At 69.8% G+C, this 17,258-nt stretch carries 16 protein-coding genes; 10 read left to right on the top strand and 6 right to left on the bottom strand.

The window, feature by feature from the left end; genetic code table 11:
• The first annotated feature begins 42 nt into the window (after positions 1-42).
• Genes CEF10_RS02515 through CEF10_RS02500 form a run of 4 tightly spaced genes read left to right on the top strand, consistent with a single transcriptional unit; the run spans position 43 to position 3,893 of the window.
• The gene (locus tag CEF10_RS02515; protein WP_101065781.1) at positions 43-909 is read left to right on the top strand and encodes an FAD binding domain-containing protein; all 867 of its coding nucleotides are present in this window, start codon (positions 43-45) and stop codon (positions 907-909) included.
• Positions 906-1,385 carry a (2Fe-2S)-binding protein gene (locus tag CEF10_RS02510; protein WP_101065779.1) on the top strand — a complete coding sequence of 160 codons (480 nt, stop codon included), beginning with the start codon at positions 906-908 and terminating at the stop codon, positions 1,383-1,385. Before CEF10_RS02515 ends, CEF10_RS02510 begins: the two co-directional genes overlap by 4 nt.
• Positions 1,385-3,643, top strand: coding sequence for a xanthine dehydrogenase family protein molybdopterin-binding subunit (locus tag CEF10_RS02505; RefSeq protein WP_101065777.1), 2,259 nt, complete (start codon positions 1,385-1,387; stop codon positions 3,641-3,643). Before CEF10_RS02510 ends, CEF10_RS02505 begins: the two co-directional genes overlap by 1 nt.
• Before the next feature lie 4 nt (positions 3,644-3,647).
• Entirely contained in the window at positions 3,648-3,893 is a 246-nt protein-coding gene (locus CEF10_RS02500) for a MoaD/ThiS family protein (RefSeq protein WP_101065774.1), read from the top strand.
• On the opposite strand, the gene CEF10_RS02495 is transcribed toward CEF10_RS02500, so the two are convergent.
• From CEF10_RS02495 to CEF10_RS02485, 3 genes are all read right to left on the bottom strand, one after another.
• On the bottom strand, positions 3,880-6,999 hold the full coding sequence (locus CEF10_RS02495; protein WP_101065772.1) for an efflux RND transporter permease subunit: 3,120 nt from the start codon (positions 6,997-6,999) through the stop codon (positions 3,880-3,882). The genes CEF10_RS02500 and CEF10_RS02495 overlap by 14 nt on opposite strands.
• Complete coding sequence (locus CEF10_RS02490) at positions 6,996-8,312, bottom strand: efflux RND transporter periplasmic adaptor subunit (RefSeq protein WP_157932938.1); 1,317 nt, start codon at positions 8,310-8,312, stop codon at positions 6,996-6,998. Before CEF10_RS02490 ends, CEF10_RS02495 begins: the two co-directional genes overlap by 4 nt.
• A gap of 339 nt (positions 8,313-8,651) precedes the next feature.
• Entirely contained in the window at positions 8,652-9,500 is an 849-nt protein-coding gene (locus CEF10_RS02485) for a LysR family transcriptional regulator (RefSeq protein WP_101065768.1), read from the bottom strand.
• Positions 9,501-9,621: 121 nt separating this feature from the next.
• Here CEF10_RS02485 and CEF10_RS02480 point away from each other — a divergent pair, with 121 nt between their 5' ends.
• From CEF10_RS02480 to CEF10_RS02460, 5 genes are read left to right on the top strand one after another with little or no spacing between them, the layout of a single operon-like run.
• Positions 9,622-10,176, top strand: coding sequence for a flavin reductase family protein (locus CEF10_RS02480; RefSeq protein ID WP_232796371.1), 555 nt, complete (start codon positions 9,622-9,624; stop codon positions 10,174-10,176).
• A gap of 13 nt (positions 10,177-10,189) precedes the next feature.
• Entirely contained in the window at positions 10,190-11,665 is a 1,476-nt protein-coding gene (locus tag CEF10_RS02475; RefSeq protein WP_101065766.1) for an aldehyde dehydrogenase, read from the top strand.
• Positions 11,666-11,681: 16 nt separating this feature from the next.
• Entirely contained in the window at positions 11,682-12,740 is a 1,059-nt protein-coding gene (locus CEF10_RS02470; RefSeq protein ID WP_101065764.1) for an LLM class flavin-dependent oxidoreductase, read from the top strand.
• Positions 12,730-13,326: an amino acid synthesis family protein gene (locus CEF10_RS02465; protein WP_101065762.1), complete on the top strand. Its 597-nt coding sequence runs from the start codon at positions 12,730-12,732 to the stop codon at positions 13,324-13,326. The genes CEF10_RS02470 and CEF10_RS02465 overlap by 11 nt, the downstream gene beginning before the upstream one ends.
• Positions 13,327-13,336: 10 nt before the next feature.
• The gene (locus tag CEF10_RS02460; protein WP_101065760.1) at positions 13,337-14,158 is read left to right on the top strand and encodes an alpha/beta fold hydrolase; all 822 of its coding nucleotides are present in this window, start codon (positions 13,337-13,339) and stop codon (positions 14,156-14,158) included.
• Between the two features lie 157 nt (positions 14,159-14,315).
• On the opposite strand, the gene CEF10_RS02455 is transcribed toward CEF10_RS02460, so the two are convergent.
• Positions 14,316-15,098: a class I SAM-dependent methyltransferase gene (locus CEF10_RS02455; RefSeq protein WP_157932937.1), complete on the bottom strand. Its 783-nt coding sequence runs from the start codon at positions 15,096-15,098 to the stop codon at positions 14,316-14,318.
• Positions 15,098-15,310, bottom strand: a complete 213-nt coding sequence (locus CEF10_RS17025) for a hypothetical protein (RefSeq protein WP_232796370.1) — start codon at positions 15,308-15,310, stop codon at positions 15,098-15,100. Before CEF10_RS17025 ends, CEF10_RS02455 begins: the two co-directional genes overlap by 1 nt.
• Before the next feature lie 93 nt (positions 15,311-15,403).
• Here CEF10_RS17025 and CEF10_RS02450 point away from each other — a divergent pair, with 93 nt between their 5' ends.
• The gene (locus CEF10_RS02450; RefSeq protein ID WP_198586126.1) at positions 15,404-16,309 is read left to right on the top strand and encodes a LysR substrate-binding domain-containing protein; all 906 of its coding nucleotides are present in this window, start codon (positions 15,404-15,406) and stop codon (positions 16,307-16,309) included.
• Between the two features lie 6 nt (positions 16,310-16,315).
• Here CEF10_RS02450 and CEF10_RS02445 read toward each other — a convergent pair whose 3' ends face one another.
• Complete coding sequence (locus CEF10_RS02445; RefSeq protein ID WP_232796369.1) at positions 16,316-17,257, bottom strand: 2-hydroxyacid dehydrogenase; 942 nt, start codon at positions 17,255-17,257, stop codon at positions 16,316-16,318.
• Position 17,258 lies beyond the last annotated feature (1 nt).

The raw sequence follows: 17,258 nt of genomic DNA, 5'->3' as shown, positions 1-17,258 counted from the left end.
CGACGAAAGGGCCTGCGCCCCGCACAACGACAGGTGAGACAGATGCGATACGAAGCGCCCGATTCCATCGAGGGGGCCGTTGGCCTGTTGGCCCGGACCCCCGGCGCATGTCACGTGCTTGCCGGCGGCACCGACCTTCTGGTGCGCCTGCGGTCCGAAACGCTGGAGCCGGAAACCATCCTCGACATCAAGCGCATCCCGGGCATGCACGAGATCACGCCCGAGGACGGCGGATGGCGCATCGGCGCCGCCGTCAGCGGCGCGCAGATCAACGAGCACGACGGCCTTTGCGCCGACTGGCCCGGCGTGGCCGAGGCGGTGGGCCTGATCGGCTCCACCCAGATCCAGGGGCGCGCCACGCTGGCGGGCAACCTGTGCAACGCCTCGCCGGCGGCAGACAGCGTGCCGGCCATGGTGGCCGCGGGCGCGCTTGCGCGCATCGCCGGGCCGGACGGCACGCGCGACGTGCCCGTGGCCGAGGTGCCCACGGGGCCCGGCAAGACGTCGCTGGACACCGGTGAATTCATCGCCTCGATCTTCCTGCCGGCGCGCCCCGAACGCTCCGGCGATGCCTACCTGCGGTTCATCCCCCGCACAGAGATGGACATCGCCGTGGTCGGCTGCGCCGTCTCCCTGACGCTGGATGCCGACAGCACGGTCGACAGCGCGCGCGTGGCGCTGGGGGCCGTCGGGCCGACGGTCGTGGAGGTCGAGACCGCCGCCGAGGCGCTCGTGGGCACGCAGGTGCGCGAGGGCGCGCAGCAGCAGCTGGCGACCGTCTGCTCGGCCGCCGCGCGGCCCATAGACGACAAGCGCGGCACGGAACATTTCCGCACCCATGTCGCGGGGGTGCTGGCGCGCCGGGCCGCCGCGATCGCCTACGCACGCGCGAAAGGAGACAGGGCATGAGCCAGATCCACGTCACCACCACCATCAACGGCGACGCGACCGAATTCCTGTGCGAGCCCGAGGAAACGCTGCTGGACGTGCTGCGCGACCGGCTCGGCCTGACGGGCAGCAAGGAGGGATGCGGCACCGGAGACTGCGGGGCGTGTTCCGTCACCGTGGACGGCCGGCTGGTCTGCTCCTGCCTGATGCTGGGCGCCGAGGCACAGGGCGCCCGCGTCGAGACCATCGAGGGCATGGCCGATGGCGATGACCTGCACCCGCTTCAACAGACATTCCTCGACCACGCCGGATTGCAATGCGGCATCTGCACGCCGGGCATCCTCGTGGCGGCGAAATCGCTTCTGGAGCGTAACCCGGCCCCATCGGAGGAAGAGGTGCGCTACTGGCTGGCGGGCAACCTGTGCCGTTGCACCGGCTACGACAAGATCGTGCGCGCCGTGATGGCGGCGGCCGATGACATGCGGAGGGCTTCCTGATGGCACTTGATGACCGTGACACCGCGACCAAGCTGGATTTCAAGGTGGTGGGCACCCGCCCGCCCCGTCCCGACGGCATCGACAAGGTGACGGGCCGCGCACGCTTCGGCGCGGACATGACGGCGCCGGGGATGCTGACCGGCCGCGTGCTGCGCAGCCCCCACCCCCATGCGCGCATCCGCTCGATCGATGCCTCGAAGGCCGAGGCGCTGCCCGGCGTCAAGGCGGTGGTCACCCGTGCCGACTTCCCGGCGGAGGTGCCCGAGGACGTGGCTGACGTGCTCGACAACTGCATGGCCGGCGACAAGGCGCTCTACGACGGCCATGCCGTGGCCGCGGTGGCCGCCAACAGCGCGGCAGTGGCACGCAAGGCCCTCAAGCTGATCGAGGTGGATTATGAACCGCTGCCCCATGTCACCGACGTGGACGCGGCGATGGCCCCCGACGCGCCGGTGCTGCACGAGGCCGGCGGTGACGAAACCGTGCCCGAGGGACATTCGCGCAACGTTATGTCGCGCGTCCAGTTCGGCCACGGCGACATCGACGCGGGCCTGGCACAGGCCGACCGCGTGATCGAACGCAGCTACCGCACCGCGGCCACCCACCAGGGATACATCGAACCGCACGCCTGCCTCGCCTCGGCCGGCCCCGACGGGCAGGCCGACCTGTGGTGCTGCACGCAGGGCCAGTACATGGTGCGCGACACCTGCGCGGCGATCCTCGGGCTTTCGCAGGGACAGCTGCGCGTGACCGCCTCGGAGATCGGCGGCGGCTTCGGCGGCAAGACGACCGTCTTCCTTGAACCCGTGGCGCTGGCGCTGTCGCGCAAGGCCGGCCGCCCGGTGAAGATGGTGATGAGCCGCGCCGAGGTGCTGCGCGCCTCGGGGCCGACGTCGTCAAGCTCTGTGGACGTGCGCCTGGGCATGACACGGGACGGGCGCATCACCGCCGGCTTCGCCGAGCTGCGCTACCAGGGCGGGGCCTATCCCGGCTCACCGGTGGACATGGGATCGATGTCGGCCTTCGCGCCCTATGACCTCGAGAACGTGCGGACCGTGGGCTGGGACGTGGTGACCAACCGGCCCAAGGCCGCCGCCTACCGCGCGCCGGGCGCGCCGATGGCCGCCTTCGCGGTGGAAAGCGCCATCGACGAGCTGTCGAAGGAGCTGGGCCTCGACCCGCTGGACGTGCGGCTGAAAAATGCCGCGCGCGAGGGCACGAAGGCCTCCTACGGGCCGACCTTCCCGGCGATCGGGCTGGAGGCCACGCTCGAGGCCGCCAGGGCACACCCGCACTGGAGCGCGCCGCTGGGAGAGAACCAGGGCCGTGGCGTGGCCTGCGGTTTCTGGTTCAACTTCGGCGGCAACACCTGCGTGTCGCTCAACGTGGCCCCGGACGGCACCGTCACGCTGTCGGAAGGCAACCCCGACATCGGCGGCTCGCGCGCGTCGATGACGATGATGGCCGCCGAGGAACTGGGCATTCCCTACGACCGGGTGCGCACGGTCATCACCGATACCGGGTCGCTGGGCGTGAACGACGTGACCGACGGCTCCCGCGTGACCTTCGCCGTCGGGCTGGCCACCATCGAGGCCGCCCGCGCCGCCAAGCGCGAGATGTGCCGCCGCGCGGCGATGATCTGGGGCATCGACGAAGAGGCCGTCGTGTGGGAGGACGGCGCGGCACGGCCCTCGGGCCCCAACGCGGGCGAGCACCCGCCGATGAGCCTCGCCGAGATCGCCGCCATCGCCCCCAACACGGGCGGCCCGATCGCGGGGCACCACGAGGTCAACGCCGAAGGCGCGGGCGTGAGCTTTGCCACCCACATGGTCGACACCGAGGTGGACCGCGACACCGGCGCGGTGAAGATCCTGCGCTACACGGTGTTCCAGGACGCGGGCAAGGCGGTCCATCCCGACTACGTCGAGGGCCAGTTCCAGGGCGGCGCCGCGCAGGGCATCGGCTGGGCCCTGAACGAGGAATACATCTATGGCGACGACGGGGTCCTGCAGAACCCGGGGTTCCTCGACTACCGGGTGCCCGTGGCCTCGGACCTGCCGATGATCGAGCCGGTCATCCTGGAGATCCCGAACCCCGGCCACCCCTACGGCGTGCGCGGCGTGGGCGAGACCTCGATCGTTCCGCCGCTCGCGGCGATCGCCAACGCGGTCTCGGCGGCGGCCGGCGTGCGGATGACGCAACTGCCGATGTCGCCGCCCCGGGTGCTTGCGGCGATTCACGGCGCGGACGACGGCTGAGGCGATGGTCAAGGTTCGCCTCTGGGGCTCGCTGGCCGAGATGACCGACGGCCGCACCGAAGTCGAGGTCGAGGCCGGCACGCTGCGCGAACTGCTCGACGCGCTCGCGCGCGACCACCCGGGCCTCAAGCCGCAGCTCGATCGCGGTGTTTCGGTCTCGATCGACGGGCGCGTCTACAACGACGCGTGGTTCACGCCGATCGCGCCGGACAGCGAGGTCGTGCTGCTGCGCCGCCTCAAGGGCGGCTGACGGCCGCCTGCCCCTCTTTGCGGCCGGCTCGGGCCAGCCCCAGGTCGCCCAGGATCGCGTAGAAGGCCGGCAGCACCAGCAGCACCAGAACCGTTGCCGACAGCAGGCCGAAGACGACCGAGATCACCAGGGGCTTGAGCACCTGCGCCTGCGTGCTCGTCTCCGCCAGCAGCGGCAGCAGCCCCATGATCGTGGTCGCCACCGACAACAGGATCGGGCGGAAGCGTTCGCGGCTGGCCGCCCCGGCGGCCCGTTCGAGCTCCATGCCCGCGGAAGCATGCCGGTCGATCACCTGAACCAGGAGGATCGCGTTGTTGACCACGATCCCCGCCAGCGATGCCGCGCCCACGATCGACGGCATCGATATGTCGTAGCCCATGGCCAGATGCCCCAGCGCCACGCCGATGAACGCCAGCGGGATCGTCATCATCACGATCACCGGCTCGACGTAGCTGCGGAACTGCAACGACAGCACGAGGTAGATTCCCACCAGCCCCATCAGGAACCCCCGCAGGACCGACGCCATCGTCTCGGCCGAGTTCGCGCTCTGGCCCGCAACCTCCATATCGAGATCCGGGACGGAGTCGGCCAGCCGTGGCAGGAATTCCGCAGACACCTGCGAAACGATGGCATCGGCGTTGCCGGCGCGCGTGTCCACGTCGGCCTGCACGGTCAGTGTGCGCGTGCCGTCGACATGGGTGATGCGGCCCCAGCCGCGCGCTTCCTCCAGCCGGGCGACGGTCGTCAGCGGCACCTGCCCGCCGTCGGGCAGGCGCAGGGTGAAGTCGCGCAGGTCGTCGCGCGCGTCGCGGTCGCCGGCGGCCTGTTCCAGCTCGATCTCGTGCGCGATGTCGCCGCTTTGCACCGTGGTGATGATGTTGCCGAGAAAGGCCGCCCCGATCTGCGTGGCGACATCCTGAGCCGTCAGGCCCAGCGCGGTGGCGCCTTCGGCCAGATGCAGGCGCAGCTCGGGCCGGCCCGGCCGCAGGTCGTGCATGGCGTTGAAGACACCCGCGTAGGTCCGCAGCTCGGCCACCAGCCGGTCCCCCGCGCCGCGCAGCGCGTCAAGCTCGGGCGCCGACAGCCGGATCTCGACGGCCAGCCCCTGTGGCCCCATGCCCGGTTCCGTCAGGGTGACGGACACGGCGCCGGGCACCGCGCCGATCTCGTCGCGCCACAGCGCCGTGACCTCGTCGAGCGTGACGGTCCGTGTCCCCGCGCCCAGCAGATCCACGCTGACCGTGGCGACGTGTGGTCCCTGTTCCCCGGCGGTGGCGTTGCGGTTGAACCGCGTCTGCACCGTGCGCACCAGCGCGGAACCACCGGGCTGGTCGGGCGACAGCTGCGCGTCGAGGCGGTCCAGCGCCGCGGTCACGCGGTCGGCCACCTGCGCCGTGCGCTCAAGCGGCGTGCCCTGCGGCATCAGGATGCGCGCCTCCAGCACGTCGCCATCGATCGCCGGGATCGCCTCGCGCTGAAGGTAGCCCGCGCGCACCAGCCCCACGGTCGCGATCAGCGCGGCCAGTGTCATACCGGTGACGAGATACCGCCAGCCGATCGCGAAATCGGCCATCCGCCCGACGCCGCGCTCGCGCAGGCGGTCGAACCCGCGATCGAATGCCGCGCGCCAGCGTCGAGGCGGCGTCTCGGTGGCTTTCAGCCCGTGGCCCAGGTGGTGCGGCAGCACCCAGAACGCCTCGGCCAGGCTGGCGGCCAGTGCCGCGATCAGCACCATCGGCAGCACCTCGAGCACCGCGCCCAGTTCGCCCGAGAGAAACGACAGCGGCCCGAAGATCGCCATCGTGGTGGCAAAGGACGACAGCACGCCCGGCAGCACCTGCCGCGTGCCCGCGACCGCGGCCTCGATCCGCGTGGCGCCCCTTGCCGAAGCCTGCGCGATGGAATCGGAAATGACGATGGAATCGTCCATCACGATGCCGATGGCCATCAGGAGCGCCACCAGCGTGATCATGTTGATCGACAGCCCCAGCGCCGCCATGCCCACGAAGGCCCCGAGAAAGGCGACAGGCAGGCCGACCGCCGCCCAGATGGCAAAGGCGGGACGGAAGAACAGGCTCATCACCGCGATCACCAGCACCAGGCCCATCACGCCGTTCTCGACCAGCATCGTGAGCCGGTCGCGCACGATGCTGGTCATGTCCTGCACGATCTCGACGCGCAGGGTGTCCGGCAGCGCGGTGCGTTCGCGGTCGACCACCGCCCGCACGCTGTCGAAAACGTCCAGCGCGTCGGCGTCCAGCGCCTTGTCCACCTGCAGGAACACCGCGCGTTGCCCGTCAAGGAAGGCGCGTTCTTCGGACGGGCTGTAGGCTTCCTCGATCCGGGCGATACGACCCAGCGTCAGTTCGGCACCGTTGGGGCGTGACAGCACGGTGATGTCGGCCAGCCCGGCCACGCTGCGCCGCTCGTCGGTCAGGCGCAGGCCCAGGGTCTGCCTTTTGGTTTCGAGACTGCCCAGGGGACGGTCCACGCTCTGTGCGCCGATCGTCGCGGCAAGCCCCGAGGCCGTCAGCCCGTGTTCGTCCAGCACCGCCCGCGGCACGGTGATGCGGAACTGACGCTCGCCGAAACCCGACAGCGTGACGCGCGCCACGTCGGGCAGCGCCGAAAGTCGGTCCTGCAACCCGGCAGCATACCGTTCCAGGTGCGCCGGCGGCAGGTCGCCCGCCACGGCGACCGAGGTCACCACGTCGGTGCGGTTGAGCTCGCGAACCACGGGCGGGTCGGCGGCCTCGGGGAAATCGTCCACCGCCGTGACCTCGGTGCGCAGGTCGTTGACGAACCGTGCCGAGCTGCCGCCTGCCTCCATGGTGGCCACGGCGCGGGCGTTGTTTTCCTGCGCGACGCAGCTGAGCTCGTCGAGGTTTTCCACCGATTCCACGGCATCCCAGATGCGGCGGCAGACCGCGTCTTCGACCTCCCCGGCCGAGGCGCCGCGGTAGACCACCGTAATCTCGGCCTCGACGGCACGGAAATCGGGGAAGGTTTCGCGCTTGAGGGTGGGCGCGGCAACCGCGCCCGCCGCCAGGATCAGAACCAGCAGCAGGTTGGCCGCCGTCGGGTGGCCCGCGAACCAGCGGATCATTCGCTCGCCCCGTCGGCCGGCACGACCTTCATGCCCGGGATCGCCGGAACGAGATCGTCGAGGATCACCGCCTCGCCCGGTTCGATCCCGCGCGACAGGATGGCGCGCCCCGATTGCCGCCAGTCGACCTCGACCTTGCGCAGTTCCAGCCGCCCGTCATCGTCGCGTAGGTAAACGGTGTCGTCCTGGTGGACGGCACTGTCTGGCAGGCTGACGCGCGGTTCCCCCGCCGGGCCGGTGAGCGTGATCTCGACGTACATGTTGGGCACAAGCGGCAGGCGCTCGGGCGGGTTGGTCCCGGCATAGGGGCCGTCCACGGCGACCACCACGGGCACCGAGCGCGCCTGCGGGTCGAGCGCGTTTTCCACCCTCAGCACACGCCCCTGCCAGACCTGATCGCGGTCGGCGACGAGGCGCACCCGCGCCTCTATGCGCGACAGCGCCTCTTGCAGTGCCTCTGCCTGCATCGGCCCGTTGCCACCCGCCGCGCCCGCGGCCCCGACGAGACGGGGAAAGGTTTCGATCGGCAGATGCGCGGTGATCTCGGCGCGCGCGACCCCGTCACCGCTGACCAGGGGCTGGCCGGTGCCGGCGAACTGGTGGCGTTCGACATGCACCTTGCCGACGCGCAGGTCGAAGGGCGTGGTGACGCGCGTCTTCTCGAGGTCGCGCCGCGCGCGCGACAGCGCGGCTTCGGTCCGGGCGATCTGTGCCTCCAGGCGCTTGCGGCGACTCGGGATCAGGTCGAGCGTGTTGCGCAACTCGGTCACGCCGCGGCGCACCTGCAGCGTGGCGCGTTCCTGTTCGTCCAACCGGGTCTGCGGCGCGGTGCCCTGCTCCACCAGGTTGCGCGCGCGTTCCAGATCGCTTTCGGCGAGCGCCAGACGCTCCTGTTCCAGCGACAGGATGCGTCGGGTATTCCTTTCCTCGCGGTCGAGCTGTTCGGCTTCGGCACGCTGCGCGGCAAGGTCGGCCTCGGTCTGGGCGACCGCCAGCTCGTAGGTGGCCGGATCGATCTGCAGCACCTTCGTGCCCGCCTTTATCATGTTGCCCGTCTCGAGCCGGCCGAGGCGCCAGGTGATCGCGCCGGCGACCTCGGCCACCGCTTCCCAGCTGCGCGCGGGGCGCACGTTGCCATAGCCGCGCACCACGGGCCGCACCGGCGCGGCCTCGGCGATGACGGTGCGCGCCGCGACGCTGCGTTCGGCCTGCGCCTTGCGCACCGGCGGCTCGGCCGTGGACAAGAGCCAAGCCGCGACGGCAATGCCCACGGCAACCGGGGGCAACAGTCGCAGCACGCGCCAGGGTGTCATGTGGCTGTCCTTTCCGTCGCTTTCCCGCGGCATCGCGACGCGATGGCCAACTCGGGACGGCCAAAGCATCGACCGCCACATGCGCGCCGTCAATCGCCCCCGTTGGCGGCGTGCCGAAATCGCGCAGCCGCCGGACCGGACGACACGGTCGCAGGTCATGTGCGCCCCGGAATGGTCACCCGATCGGGGGATCGGCCGGCAATCCGCAGTTCCCGGCAAAGGCGCGATCGAACGAACCGCCCGCGCCAAGGGCGCTCTTGCCCCGTCGGGTTGAGCAAGCAGCATCCGCCGTCCCATTCGGGGCAGACCGGAACCGCGATGCCGGGGAACCTGCCTTGGTCAATCCGGGTGCGTGGCCTTCAGCTTCTCCATGAGTGGCTCGAACCACGCCCAGTTGCGCGCGGCGCTGTCGTTTACGATCAGGTTGCGCTTGCGGCGAAAGACCGGCGCGTCCGGCACCACGTGAAGCGCGCCGCGCGCCACGTGCGGTGCGGCCATGTATTGCGGCAGATAGGCAGAACCGCCGTTTTCGAGCAAGAAATCCATTGCCCAGGACGGGCAGTCGAAGTTGATCCGCGCAATCCCGGCGTCATGGTAGCTTTCGCCGTGCCGGCGGCGATAATCCGCGCCGTGATCCACGAAAACGTAGTACGGGTCGCTCTTGATCGGGGTGACAGGGCGATTTGAATAGAGAACCAGACGCTCGGCCGGCAGGGGATGGATCGTCTGGCTGCCGCCGCTGACGGCCTCGTAGGTCAGGATCACGTCCACGGCGCCCTCGGCCAGCCACGCCTGCAGATCGCGGCCGGTGCCACGGTGCACCGACAACGCCATTTCCGGGTTGCCCGACCGCACGGCATTGAAGAACGCCTTGCCGGGGCCGTGCCAGAGCGTGCTGTCGCAGCCGAAGGTGCATACCGCCTCGAGCCCGGCGGGCAGGCTTGTCTCGTATTGCGCCTGCCGCCAGAGCCCGGCCATCACGCGCGCGTAGCGCAACAGCTTGACCCCGGCGGGCGTCAGCGTGGTGCCCGACTTCTGGCGGTTCAGCAGCACCTGCCCCAGTTCGTCCTCGAGCGACTTGAGCCGTGATGTCACCGTGGACTGCGTCACGTTCATCTTCTGCGATGCCCGCACAAGGCTGCCCGAATCCACGATCGCCAGAAAGGTCTGCAACGCGGTCATGTTCATCGCATGCCCATGAATTCGAGTTTTTCGCATTTTTGACGCGAAACAATTTGATTTCAAGATATATCGATCTGTGACACGCTCGGCTTCGTAGATCCTTTCGGTTCTGCAAGGAGTATTGAGCATGTCGCACGATTTCGACGACGGCACGGCAACGGTCGCCCGCGAGCGTTTCATCACGGCCATGCGCGGCGTGGCCGCCAGCGTCACGGTCGTCACGACCGACGGCCCCGAGGGCCGCCACGGTGCCACGGTCAGCGCCTTCTCGTCCGTCTCGGCCGACCCGCCGACGGTATTGATCTGCCTGAACGCGCGCAGCCGCATAGCGCAGGCCGTCTCGGGCAACGGGATCTTCTGCGTCAACGTGCTGCCGCACGAAAGCTTCGAGGTGGCCGACCGTTTCGCCGGGCGACACGACGCCCGGGTCAGCGACCGCTTTGCCGGGATCCGTCACCAGACACACGACGGCACGGCGCCGCGCATCGACGGCGCAACGGTTTTCAATTGCCGGCTGGACCAGACGGTGCCGTCCGGTACGCACCTGGTGCTGATCGGCCACGTGATCGACGTGCTGGACGGGCAGGTCGATCCGCTGACCTATCGCGACGGCAGCTACCACCGCGTCATTCCGCGGGATTTCGAAACGCGGGCCGCCCCGCCCGGCCGCAGCGTCAACTGAAGCGGAGGACACCATGCTCAGGGACTACCGCATGCTGATCGGCGGTGAATGGGTCGCGGCCTCCGACGGCGGCACCTTCGAATCCCTGAACCCGGCCACGGGCGAGTCCTGGGCACGTGTGCCCGAGGCGACCACGGACGACATCGACCGCGCCGTGCGGGCGGCCCACCACGCCTGGACCGAAGGGCCATGGGCACACATGACGCCCACCCAGCGCGGCCATTGCCTGCGGCGGCTTGGGGACCTGCTGGCAGAGCGGTCGGAAGAGCTGGGCGAAACCGAGACGCGCGACACCGGCAAGATGTTCAAGGAAACACGCTGGCAGGCCAAGTACATCTCGGAGTTCTTCCACTTCTATGCTGGCGCCGCCGACAAGATCGCGGGCGACACGCTGCCCATCGACAAGCCCGACATGTTCGTCTTCACGGATCGCGAACCGCTTGGCGTCGTCGCGGCGGTGGTGCCCTGGAACAGCCAGCTTTTCCTGACGGCCGTCAAGATCGGCCCGGCGCTGGCGGCCGGCAACGCGGTCGTGCTCAAGACCTCCGAGCATGCGCCGGCGGCGATACTCGAATTCGGCGAACTTGTGGCCCGCGCCGGCATCCCCGACGGCGTGGTCAACATCGTTACCGGCCACGGCGACCCCTGCGGCAAGGCGCTGACGCGCCACCCGCTGGTGGCACGGATTTCGTTCACCGGCGGCCCGGTGGCCGCGCGCCAGCTGCTGGTGAATTCGGCCGGCAACCTTGCCGAGGTCAGCCTGGAACTGGGCGGCAAGTCGCCCTTCATCGTCTTCGACGACGCGGATATCGAAAGCGCGGTCAACGGGGCGGTCGCGGGGATATTCGGCGCCTCGGGCCAGAGCTGCGTCGCCGGCTCGCGCCTGATCGTTCACGAGGACGTGGCCGACGTGTTTCTCGGGCGGATGCAGAAGATCGCGGCGGGCATCCGGATCGGCGACCCGATGGCCGACGACACCGAGATGGGTCCGCTCTGCACCGCCGGACAGCTTGAAAACATCGAGGCGCAGATCGCCCGCGCCGTCGTCCAGGGCGGGCGCGTGATCTGCGGGGGCGCCCGTGCCGAGGCGGGCAGCGACATGTTCTTCCAGCCCACCATCATCGACTGCCCCGGCCCCGGGCTCGACATCGTGGACACCGAGCTGTTCGGCCCGGTCCTGTGTGTGCTGCGCTTTCGCACCGAGGACGAGGCCCTGCGCCTGGCCAACACCACGGAACACGGCCTCGCTGCCGGCATCTTCACCCGCGACAGCGCCCGCGCCCTGCGCATGAGCCGCGCCGTCCGCGCCGGCATCGTCTGGGTCAACACCTACCGCGCGATCTCGCCGGTTGCGGAGTTCGGCGGCATGAAAGGATCGGGCTACGGTCGCGAAAGCGGGTTCCAGGCGGTCTACGACTACACGCGGCCCAAGACCGTGTGGATGAACACCTCGGACGCGCCCGTGGCCAACCCGTTCCAGCCGCGCTGAGGTAAGGGAGCATGCGATGAAGTTTCACCTTGCGATCAACATGGAGCGCATGAGCCCCGACACCGACATGCGCGCGGTGCGCGACCACACGCTCGACATGGTGAAGATGGCCGACGCCGCCGGCTTCGAGATCGCATGGGCCGCGGAGCACCACGCGCTCGAGATGACCATCGCGCCCAACCCCTTCCAGATCCTGACATGGTGGGGCGAGCACACCCGCGATATCCGGCTGGGCATCGGCGTGGTCAACGCCGCCTACTGGCATCCGATCAACCTGGCCGGCGAGGCCGCCCTGCTGGACGTGCTGTCGGACGGGCGGCTGGAGTTCGGCATCGGCTCGGGCGCCTACCAGCGCGAATTCGACCGCATGAAGCCCGGCCTCGATCAGCGCGACGGCTGGCGCTACATGCAGGAAATTCTGCCCGTGGTGCAAAGGCTCTGGGAAGGCGATTACGCCCACGACGGCGAATTCTGGCAATTCCCGAAGGCGACGTCCTGCCCCAAGCCCGTGCAGGCGAAGGTCCCCGTCTGGGTGGCCGCGCGCGCGCCCGTCACCTTCGACTACGCGGTCGAGCATGGCTGCAACATCCTCAGCTGGCCGCTGACCATGCCGTTTTCCGAGGCCGAGGCCTATCGCGCGCGACTGAACGACTCGATCGCGCGGAACGGCGGACGCCACGATGGCAGCTGGGCGATGATGCGCCACACCGCCGTCTACGACAGCGAGGCGGACCGGGACTCGGCGATCGCCTCGGTCCGGCACGTCCTTGGCCAATTCGGCAACCTGATGATGAAAAAGGGCGATGTCGTCAACGGCTTCCCCGAACAGGTTCCACTGGCGGAACTGGAAGGCAACGCCCGTGTCGACCCGGCCATGCTGGAAGAGAACCTGATGTTCGGCAGCCCCGGCGCGGTGGTCGAGAAACTGAAGATGTACGAGGATCTGGGCGTTGACGCTTTCGTCTACTACGCGTCGATGGGCATGGACATGGCGCAGCAGAAGCGCTCGCTCGGGCTGTTCATCGACAACGTGATGCCCGCCTTCGCAGAACCGGACCTCGCCCATGCCGATTGAGATCCGCCGCACCCTCGCGCTGTCGCAGACAACCTTCATCGAGGGCTGGAGGGAGGTGACCGCGCCCACCCGGCTCCTGACGGCGATGGCGGTCATCCGCAACCCGTGGTTCGAAAGCGGCCAGGTCGAGGATCTGGGCCCCGAGGTGCGCGAGCACTGTCCCGAACCGGGCCGGCTGCTGACCGGCATGCTGCCGGGGCTGACCGGCGACGCGCTGGAAGGCTGCGGCAAGGCCAGCGTGGTGGGCATGGGCGGAGAGCTGGAACACGCACAGGCGCTGACCCACTCGCCGTGGTTCGGCAACCAGTCCCGCGAGGCGATCCAGGCCAGGAGCTATTTCGCCTTCACCAACACGCGCGGCGCGGCAGGCGCATCGCTGATGATCCCGCTCATGGACAAGGACGATGGCGGTCGGCGATCGCATTACCAGACGATTCACACATGCGTCCCCGACGCGCCCGCCGAGGACGAGATCATCCTCGCGCTCGAGGCCTCGGTGGGCGGGCATCCCAACCACCGCATCGGTGGCCGCTATTCCGACCTGCGCGAGACGGGGCGGGACGCCGACACCCCTGCCGGGGTCTGAGGTCTGAGCGATGCCCGTGAGCGCGGACGGCACCGCCTATGACCTGTCCGGCCCCGAAGACGCGCCCGTCGTGGCGCTCATTCACGGGCTGGGGCTGACGCGGCAGTCCACCTGGTCCGCCGTTGCACCGACGCTGTCCCGCGAATTCCGGGTGCTCAGCTACGATCTGCCCGGCCACGGCGAAAGCGCCCTGCCCGCCTGCCCCCCTGACCTGGCCGCACTGGCCGGCCAGTTGCGCGGGCTGATGGACGAGCTGGGCATGGATCGCGCTGCACTCGTCGGGTTTTCGCTGGGCGGGATGATCAACCGAAGGCTGGCCATGGACGCGCCCGAGCGGGTCTCGGCGCTGGCGATCCTCAATTCGCCCCATGAACGCGACCCAGAAGCACAGGCGCGTGTCGAGTCACGGGCGCGGGACACTGCGGCGGGCGGACCGGCGGCCATCATCGATACCAATCTCGCGCGGTGGTTCACCGACCGCTTCCGCCACGAGCATCCCGACCGGCTGGCGCAGGTGCGCGCAGTCGTGCTGGCCAACGACGCAAAGGCCTATGCCGCGCACCGCAGGGTGCTGGCAGAGGGCGTGACCGAGCTGATCCGCCCCGACCCGGCGATCACGCACCCTGCACTGGTGATGACCTGCGAATGCGACAGCGGCTCCACACCCGAGATGAGCCACGCCATCGCCCGCGAGATCCCGGGCGCGCAGACGATCATCGTGCCCGGGCTGCGGCACCTCGGCCTGATCGAGTCGCCGGACGCCTTCACCGCGCCGGTCGCGGGCTTCCTGCGCCGAAGTGCCGGACGGGCGGGCGGAACGCGGACACCATGAAACCCGGACAGACGATGGTCGGCAGGTCGACGCGGTCGGGCCCCGGGGTCGATGCGGCCAACCGGCCGGCTTGCACGATCGAGGCCACCGCACGGTGCCGGCCGGCGCCGCCGCCGTCTGGCGGCACCGCCGGCCTGTATTCAGGGGTGGCGCGCCCTCAGGGCTTTCGGCCGCGAATGTGGCCGGGGCGCAACTGCCCCTGATCGGCCAGAAGCGCGCGGACGCGCGCGTTCTCGACCGATGTGCGCGCCTGTGCGGCGCCGAAACGATCGACGTAGACCTGGTACAACGGCCCTTTCAGTCGCTCGTACTCGTCACGCGCGTATTCGCGGAACCAGGCGTTGCGATCCTCGGTCTCGACCGAGACGAAGCCGGCCGCGCGCAGGGCCGCCGCGGCGCTGTCCAGCGTGTCCATCTCGTAGGTCTCGTTGCCATCCGTCGCCCAGGCGCGCATCTCGGGCGTGAAGGGCGCGGCGCCGCGGAACCAGTCGCCGACCACGACATGCCCGCCGGGGGCGAGCAGGCGATGGAACTCGGCGAAGACAGGGGCCTTTTCCGGCAGGTCGACGATCGAATCCTTGCTGAAAACGATGTCGAAGCTGCCGTCCTCGAAGGCCAGCGGCCCCGGTGTCACCTGCCGGAATCGCAGCCTGTCCTGCAATCCGCGGCGGACGCGCCGCTCCTCGGCCTGTGCGAGCGAGGCGCCGTCGATATCCACGCCGGTGACATGGGCAGCGTCGTGGACCTCGGCCAGAAGCGCGTCGTAGCCGCCGATGCCACAGCCGAAATCCAGCAAACGCGCGCCGCGGACCTGGACGCCGCGCAACATGTGAACCAGCTCGTCCGCGCCACCGGGCGACATGAAGCCCGCGCCCCAGCGCATCTGCAGGTTCTCGATCAGCGCATCGCTGTAGTAGAGTGCGTGCTCTTGCGTGGACATCACAGCCCCCTTCCTGCCCGGCGGGCATGGCGACGCGCCTGCGGCCGGCGCCGGTTCGGCGCGGGACGCCGGGCCGGTGCCTGCCGGTGCACCGGATCGAGCGCCCCCAACCCCGGGTAAAGGCTGTCGGTCAGCAGGTCGTCGCCCGGCAGGGCGTTTTGATAGCGGTTGCGTGTCATCGTGTCCTCCTTGGTCTGGATCGTGTCGTCCAAGGGCGCCCTCGGGCACCAGGCTACGCGGCGCCCGTCCTTGACAACAAACGATCATTCCTCGCACCATGGATTAGGAAAACTCACCCATCCGCCATGCCCCGCCGCCTGCCCCCGCTCAACCAGTTGCGCGCCTTCGAGGCGGCGGCGCGGCACGGCAGTTTCAAGACCGGCGCCGCCGAACTTTGCGTCACGCAGGCCGCTGTCAGCCACCAGATCAAGGCGCTCGAGGCGGGGCTCGGGACGGCGCTGTTCGTGCGCCGGACCCGCGCGGTGGAACTGACGTCGGCGGGCCGTCGCCTCGCCCGGGCGCTGACGCCGGCGCTCGATGCAATGGAAACGGCCGCGCTCGAGGCCGCGGGCACCGCCATGACCGGCGAGCTACGCGTGTCGGTCGCACCGTTCTATGGCAACCGCTTCCTCCTGCCGCGCCTTCCGGCATTTCACGCGGCGCACCCGGGCCTGACAATTGCAGCCGACCTGTCCTTCGAACAGGCCGACCTGGCCGCGCAAGGGCTGGACGCGGCGCTGCGCTACGGCACCGGCGACTGGCCTGGGACCGAATCGATCCTGATCCACCGCGACCGCGTCGGACCCGTCTGCGCGCCGCATGCCTTGGACCAGTCGGCGCCGCCGCTGGCAGCCGAACACATCGCCGCCCTGCCGCTGGCCACCACGCACCGCTGGCAGGGGGAATGGGAGGACTGGTTCCGCGCCGCCGGCCACGACCCCGGGCAAATCGCGCCCGTCGCCTATGACAGCCGGGCGCTGGCCTTCGACGCGGCGCTGTCGGGCAATGCGGTGTGCCTGGCCGACCCGCGGCTCACCGGCGCGGCCGAGAGGGCCGGCCAGCTCGTGCGTCTGCATCCCGCGACGGTCCAGCGTCCGCAGGGCATTCACCTCGTCCGCCCGGGCGGCCGGCGGCCGGACCCCCGTGTCGCCGCATTCGCGGACTGGCTGAAACAGCAAGCCCGGGACGCGGCACCGTCCGGGCCGGGCTGACGCGTGTCAGTTGACCAGGTTGGGCGGGGTTTCACCGGACAGGGCCGCGCGGAGGTTGTCCACCGACATGAGGCCCATCGCCTCGCGGACCTCCAGCGCGGCGGTCCCCAGGTGCGGCAGAAGCACCGCATTCTCCATGCCTTTCAGTGCGTCCGGCACCGTCGGCTCGTGCTCGTAGACATCCAGCCCCGCGCCCGCGATCGCACCGCTTTCCAGCGCATCGACAAGCGCGGCCTCGTCCACCACGTCGCCCCGGGCGATATTGACCAGGAAGGCGCCAGCGCCCATGGCCTTGAGCACGGACGCCCCCACGAGGTGCCGGGTCTCCGCACCGCCAGGCACCGCGACTACCAGGAAATCGGCCGCCTCGGCCAGCGCCTCGGGGCTTTCGGCGTGCTGGGCCGGGAACTCCAGCGACTTGGGCGAACGGCTGTGATAGGCCACCTGCATGCCGAAGCCGAAGTGGCAACGCCGCGCGATCGCCTGCCCGATGCGCCCCATGCCCAGAATGCCGACCGTCTTGCCGGTGACATGCATGCCAAGCATCTGGGTGGGATGCCAACCCTCCCAAGCGCCCGCGCGCAACAGGCGTTCGCCCTCGCCCGCGCGGCGCGCCACCGACAGCATCAGGGTCAGCGCGATATCGGCGGTCGCATCCGTCACGGCGCCGGGCGTGTTCGTCACCGCCACGCCGGCGTCGCGGGCCGCCGCCACGTCGATGTGGTTGTAGCCGACCCCGAAGTTGGCAAGAACCTTGCAGCGCGGGCTGGCGCTTTCCGCGAAGACGTCGGCATCGAAACGGTCGCCCAGCGTGGGCAGCACCCCGTCGTAGAGTACGAGCGCCGCGCGCATTTCGCCGGGCTTCATCGGCGCGTTGGTCTCGCGCACCTCGACCTCGAAGTCCTGCCGCGCGGCGGCGACGACGCGCTCGGGCAGCGGGCGGGTCAAC

The organism is Roseovarius salinarum (assembly GCF_002834145.1).
Taxonomy (GTDB): Bacteria; Pseudomonadota; Alphaproteobacteria; order Rhodobacterales; family Rhodobacteraceae; genus Roseovarius; species Roseovarius salinarum.
This window is presented reverse-complemented; position numbering and strand designations above follow the sequence as displayed.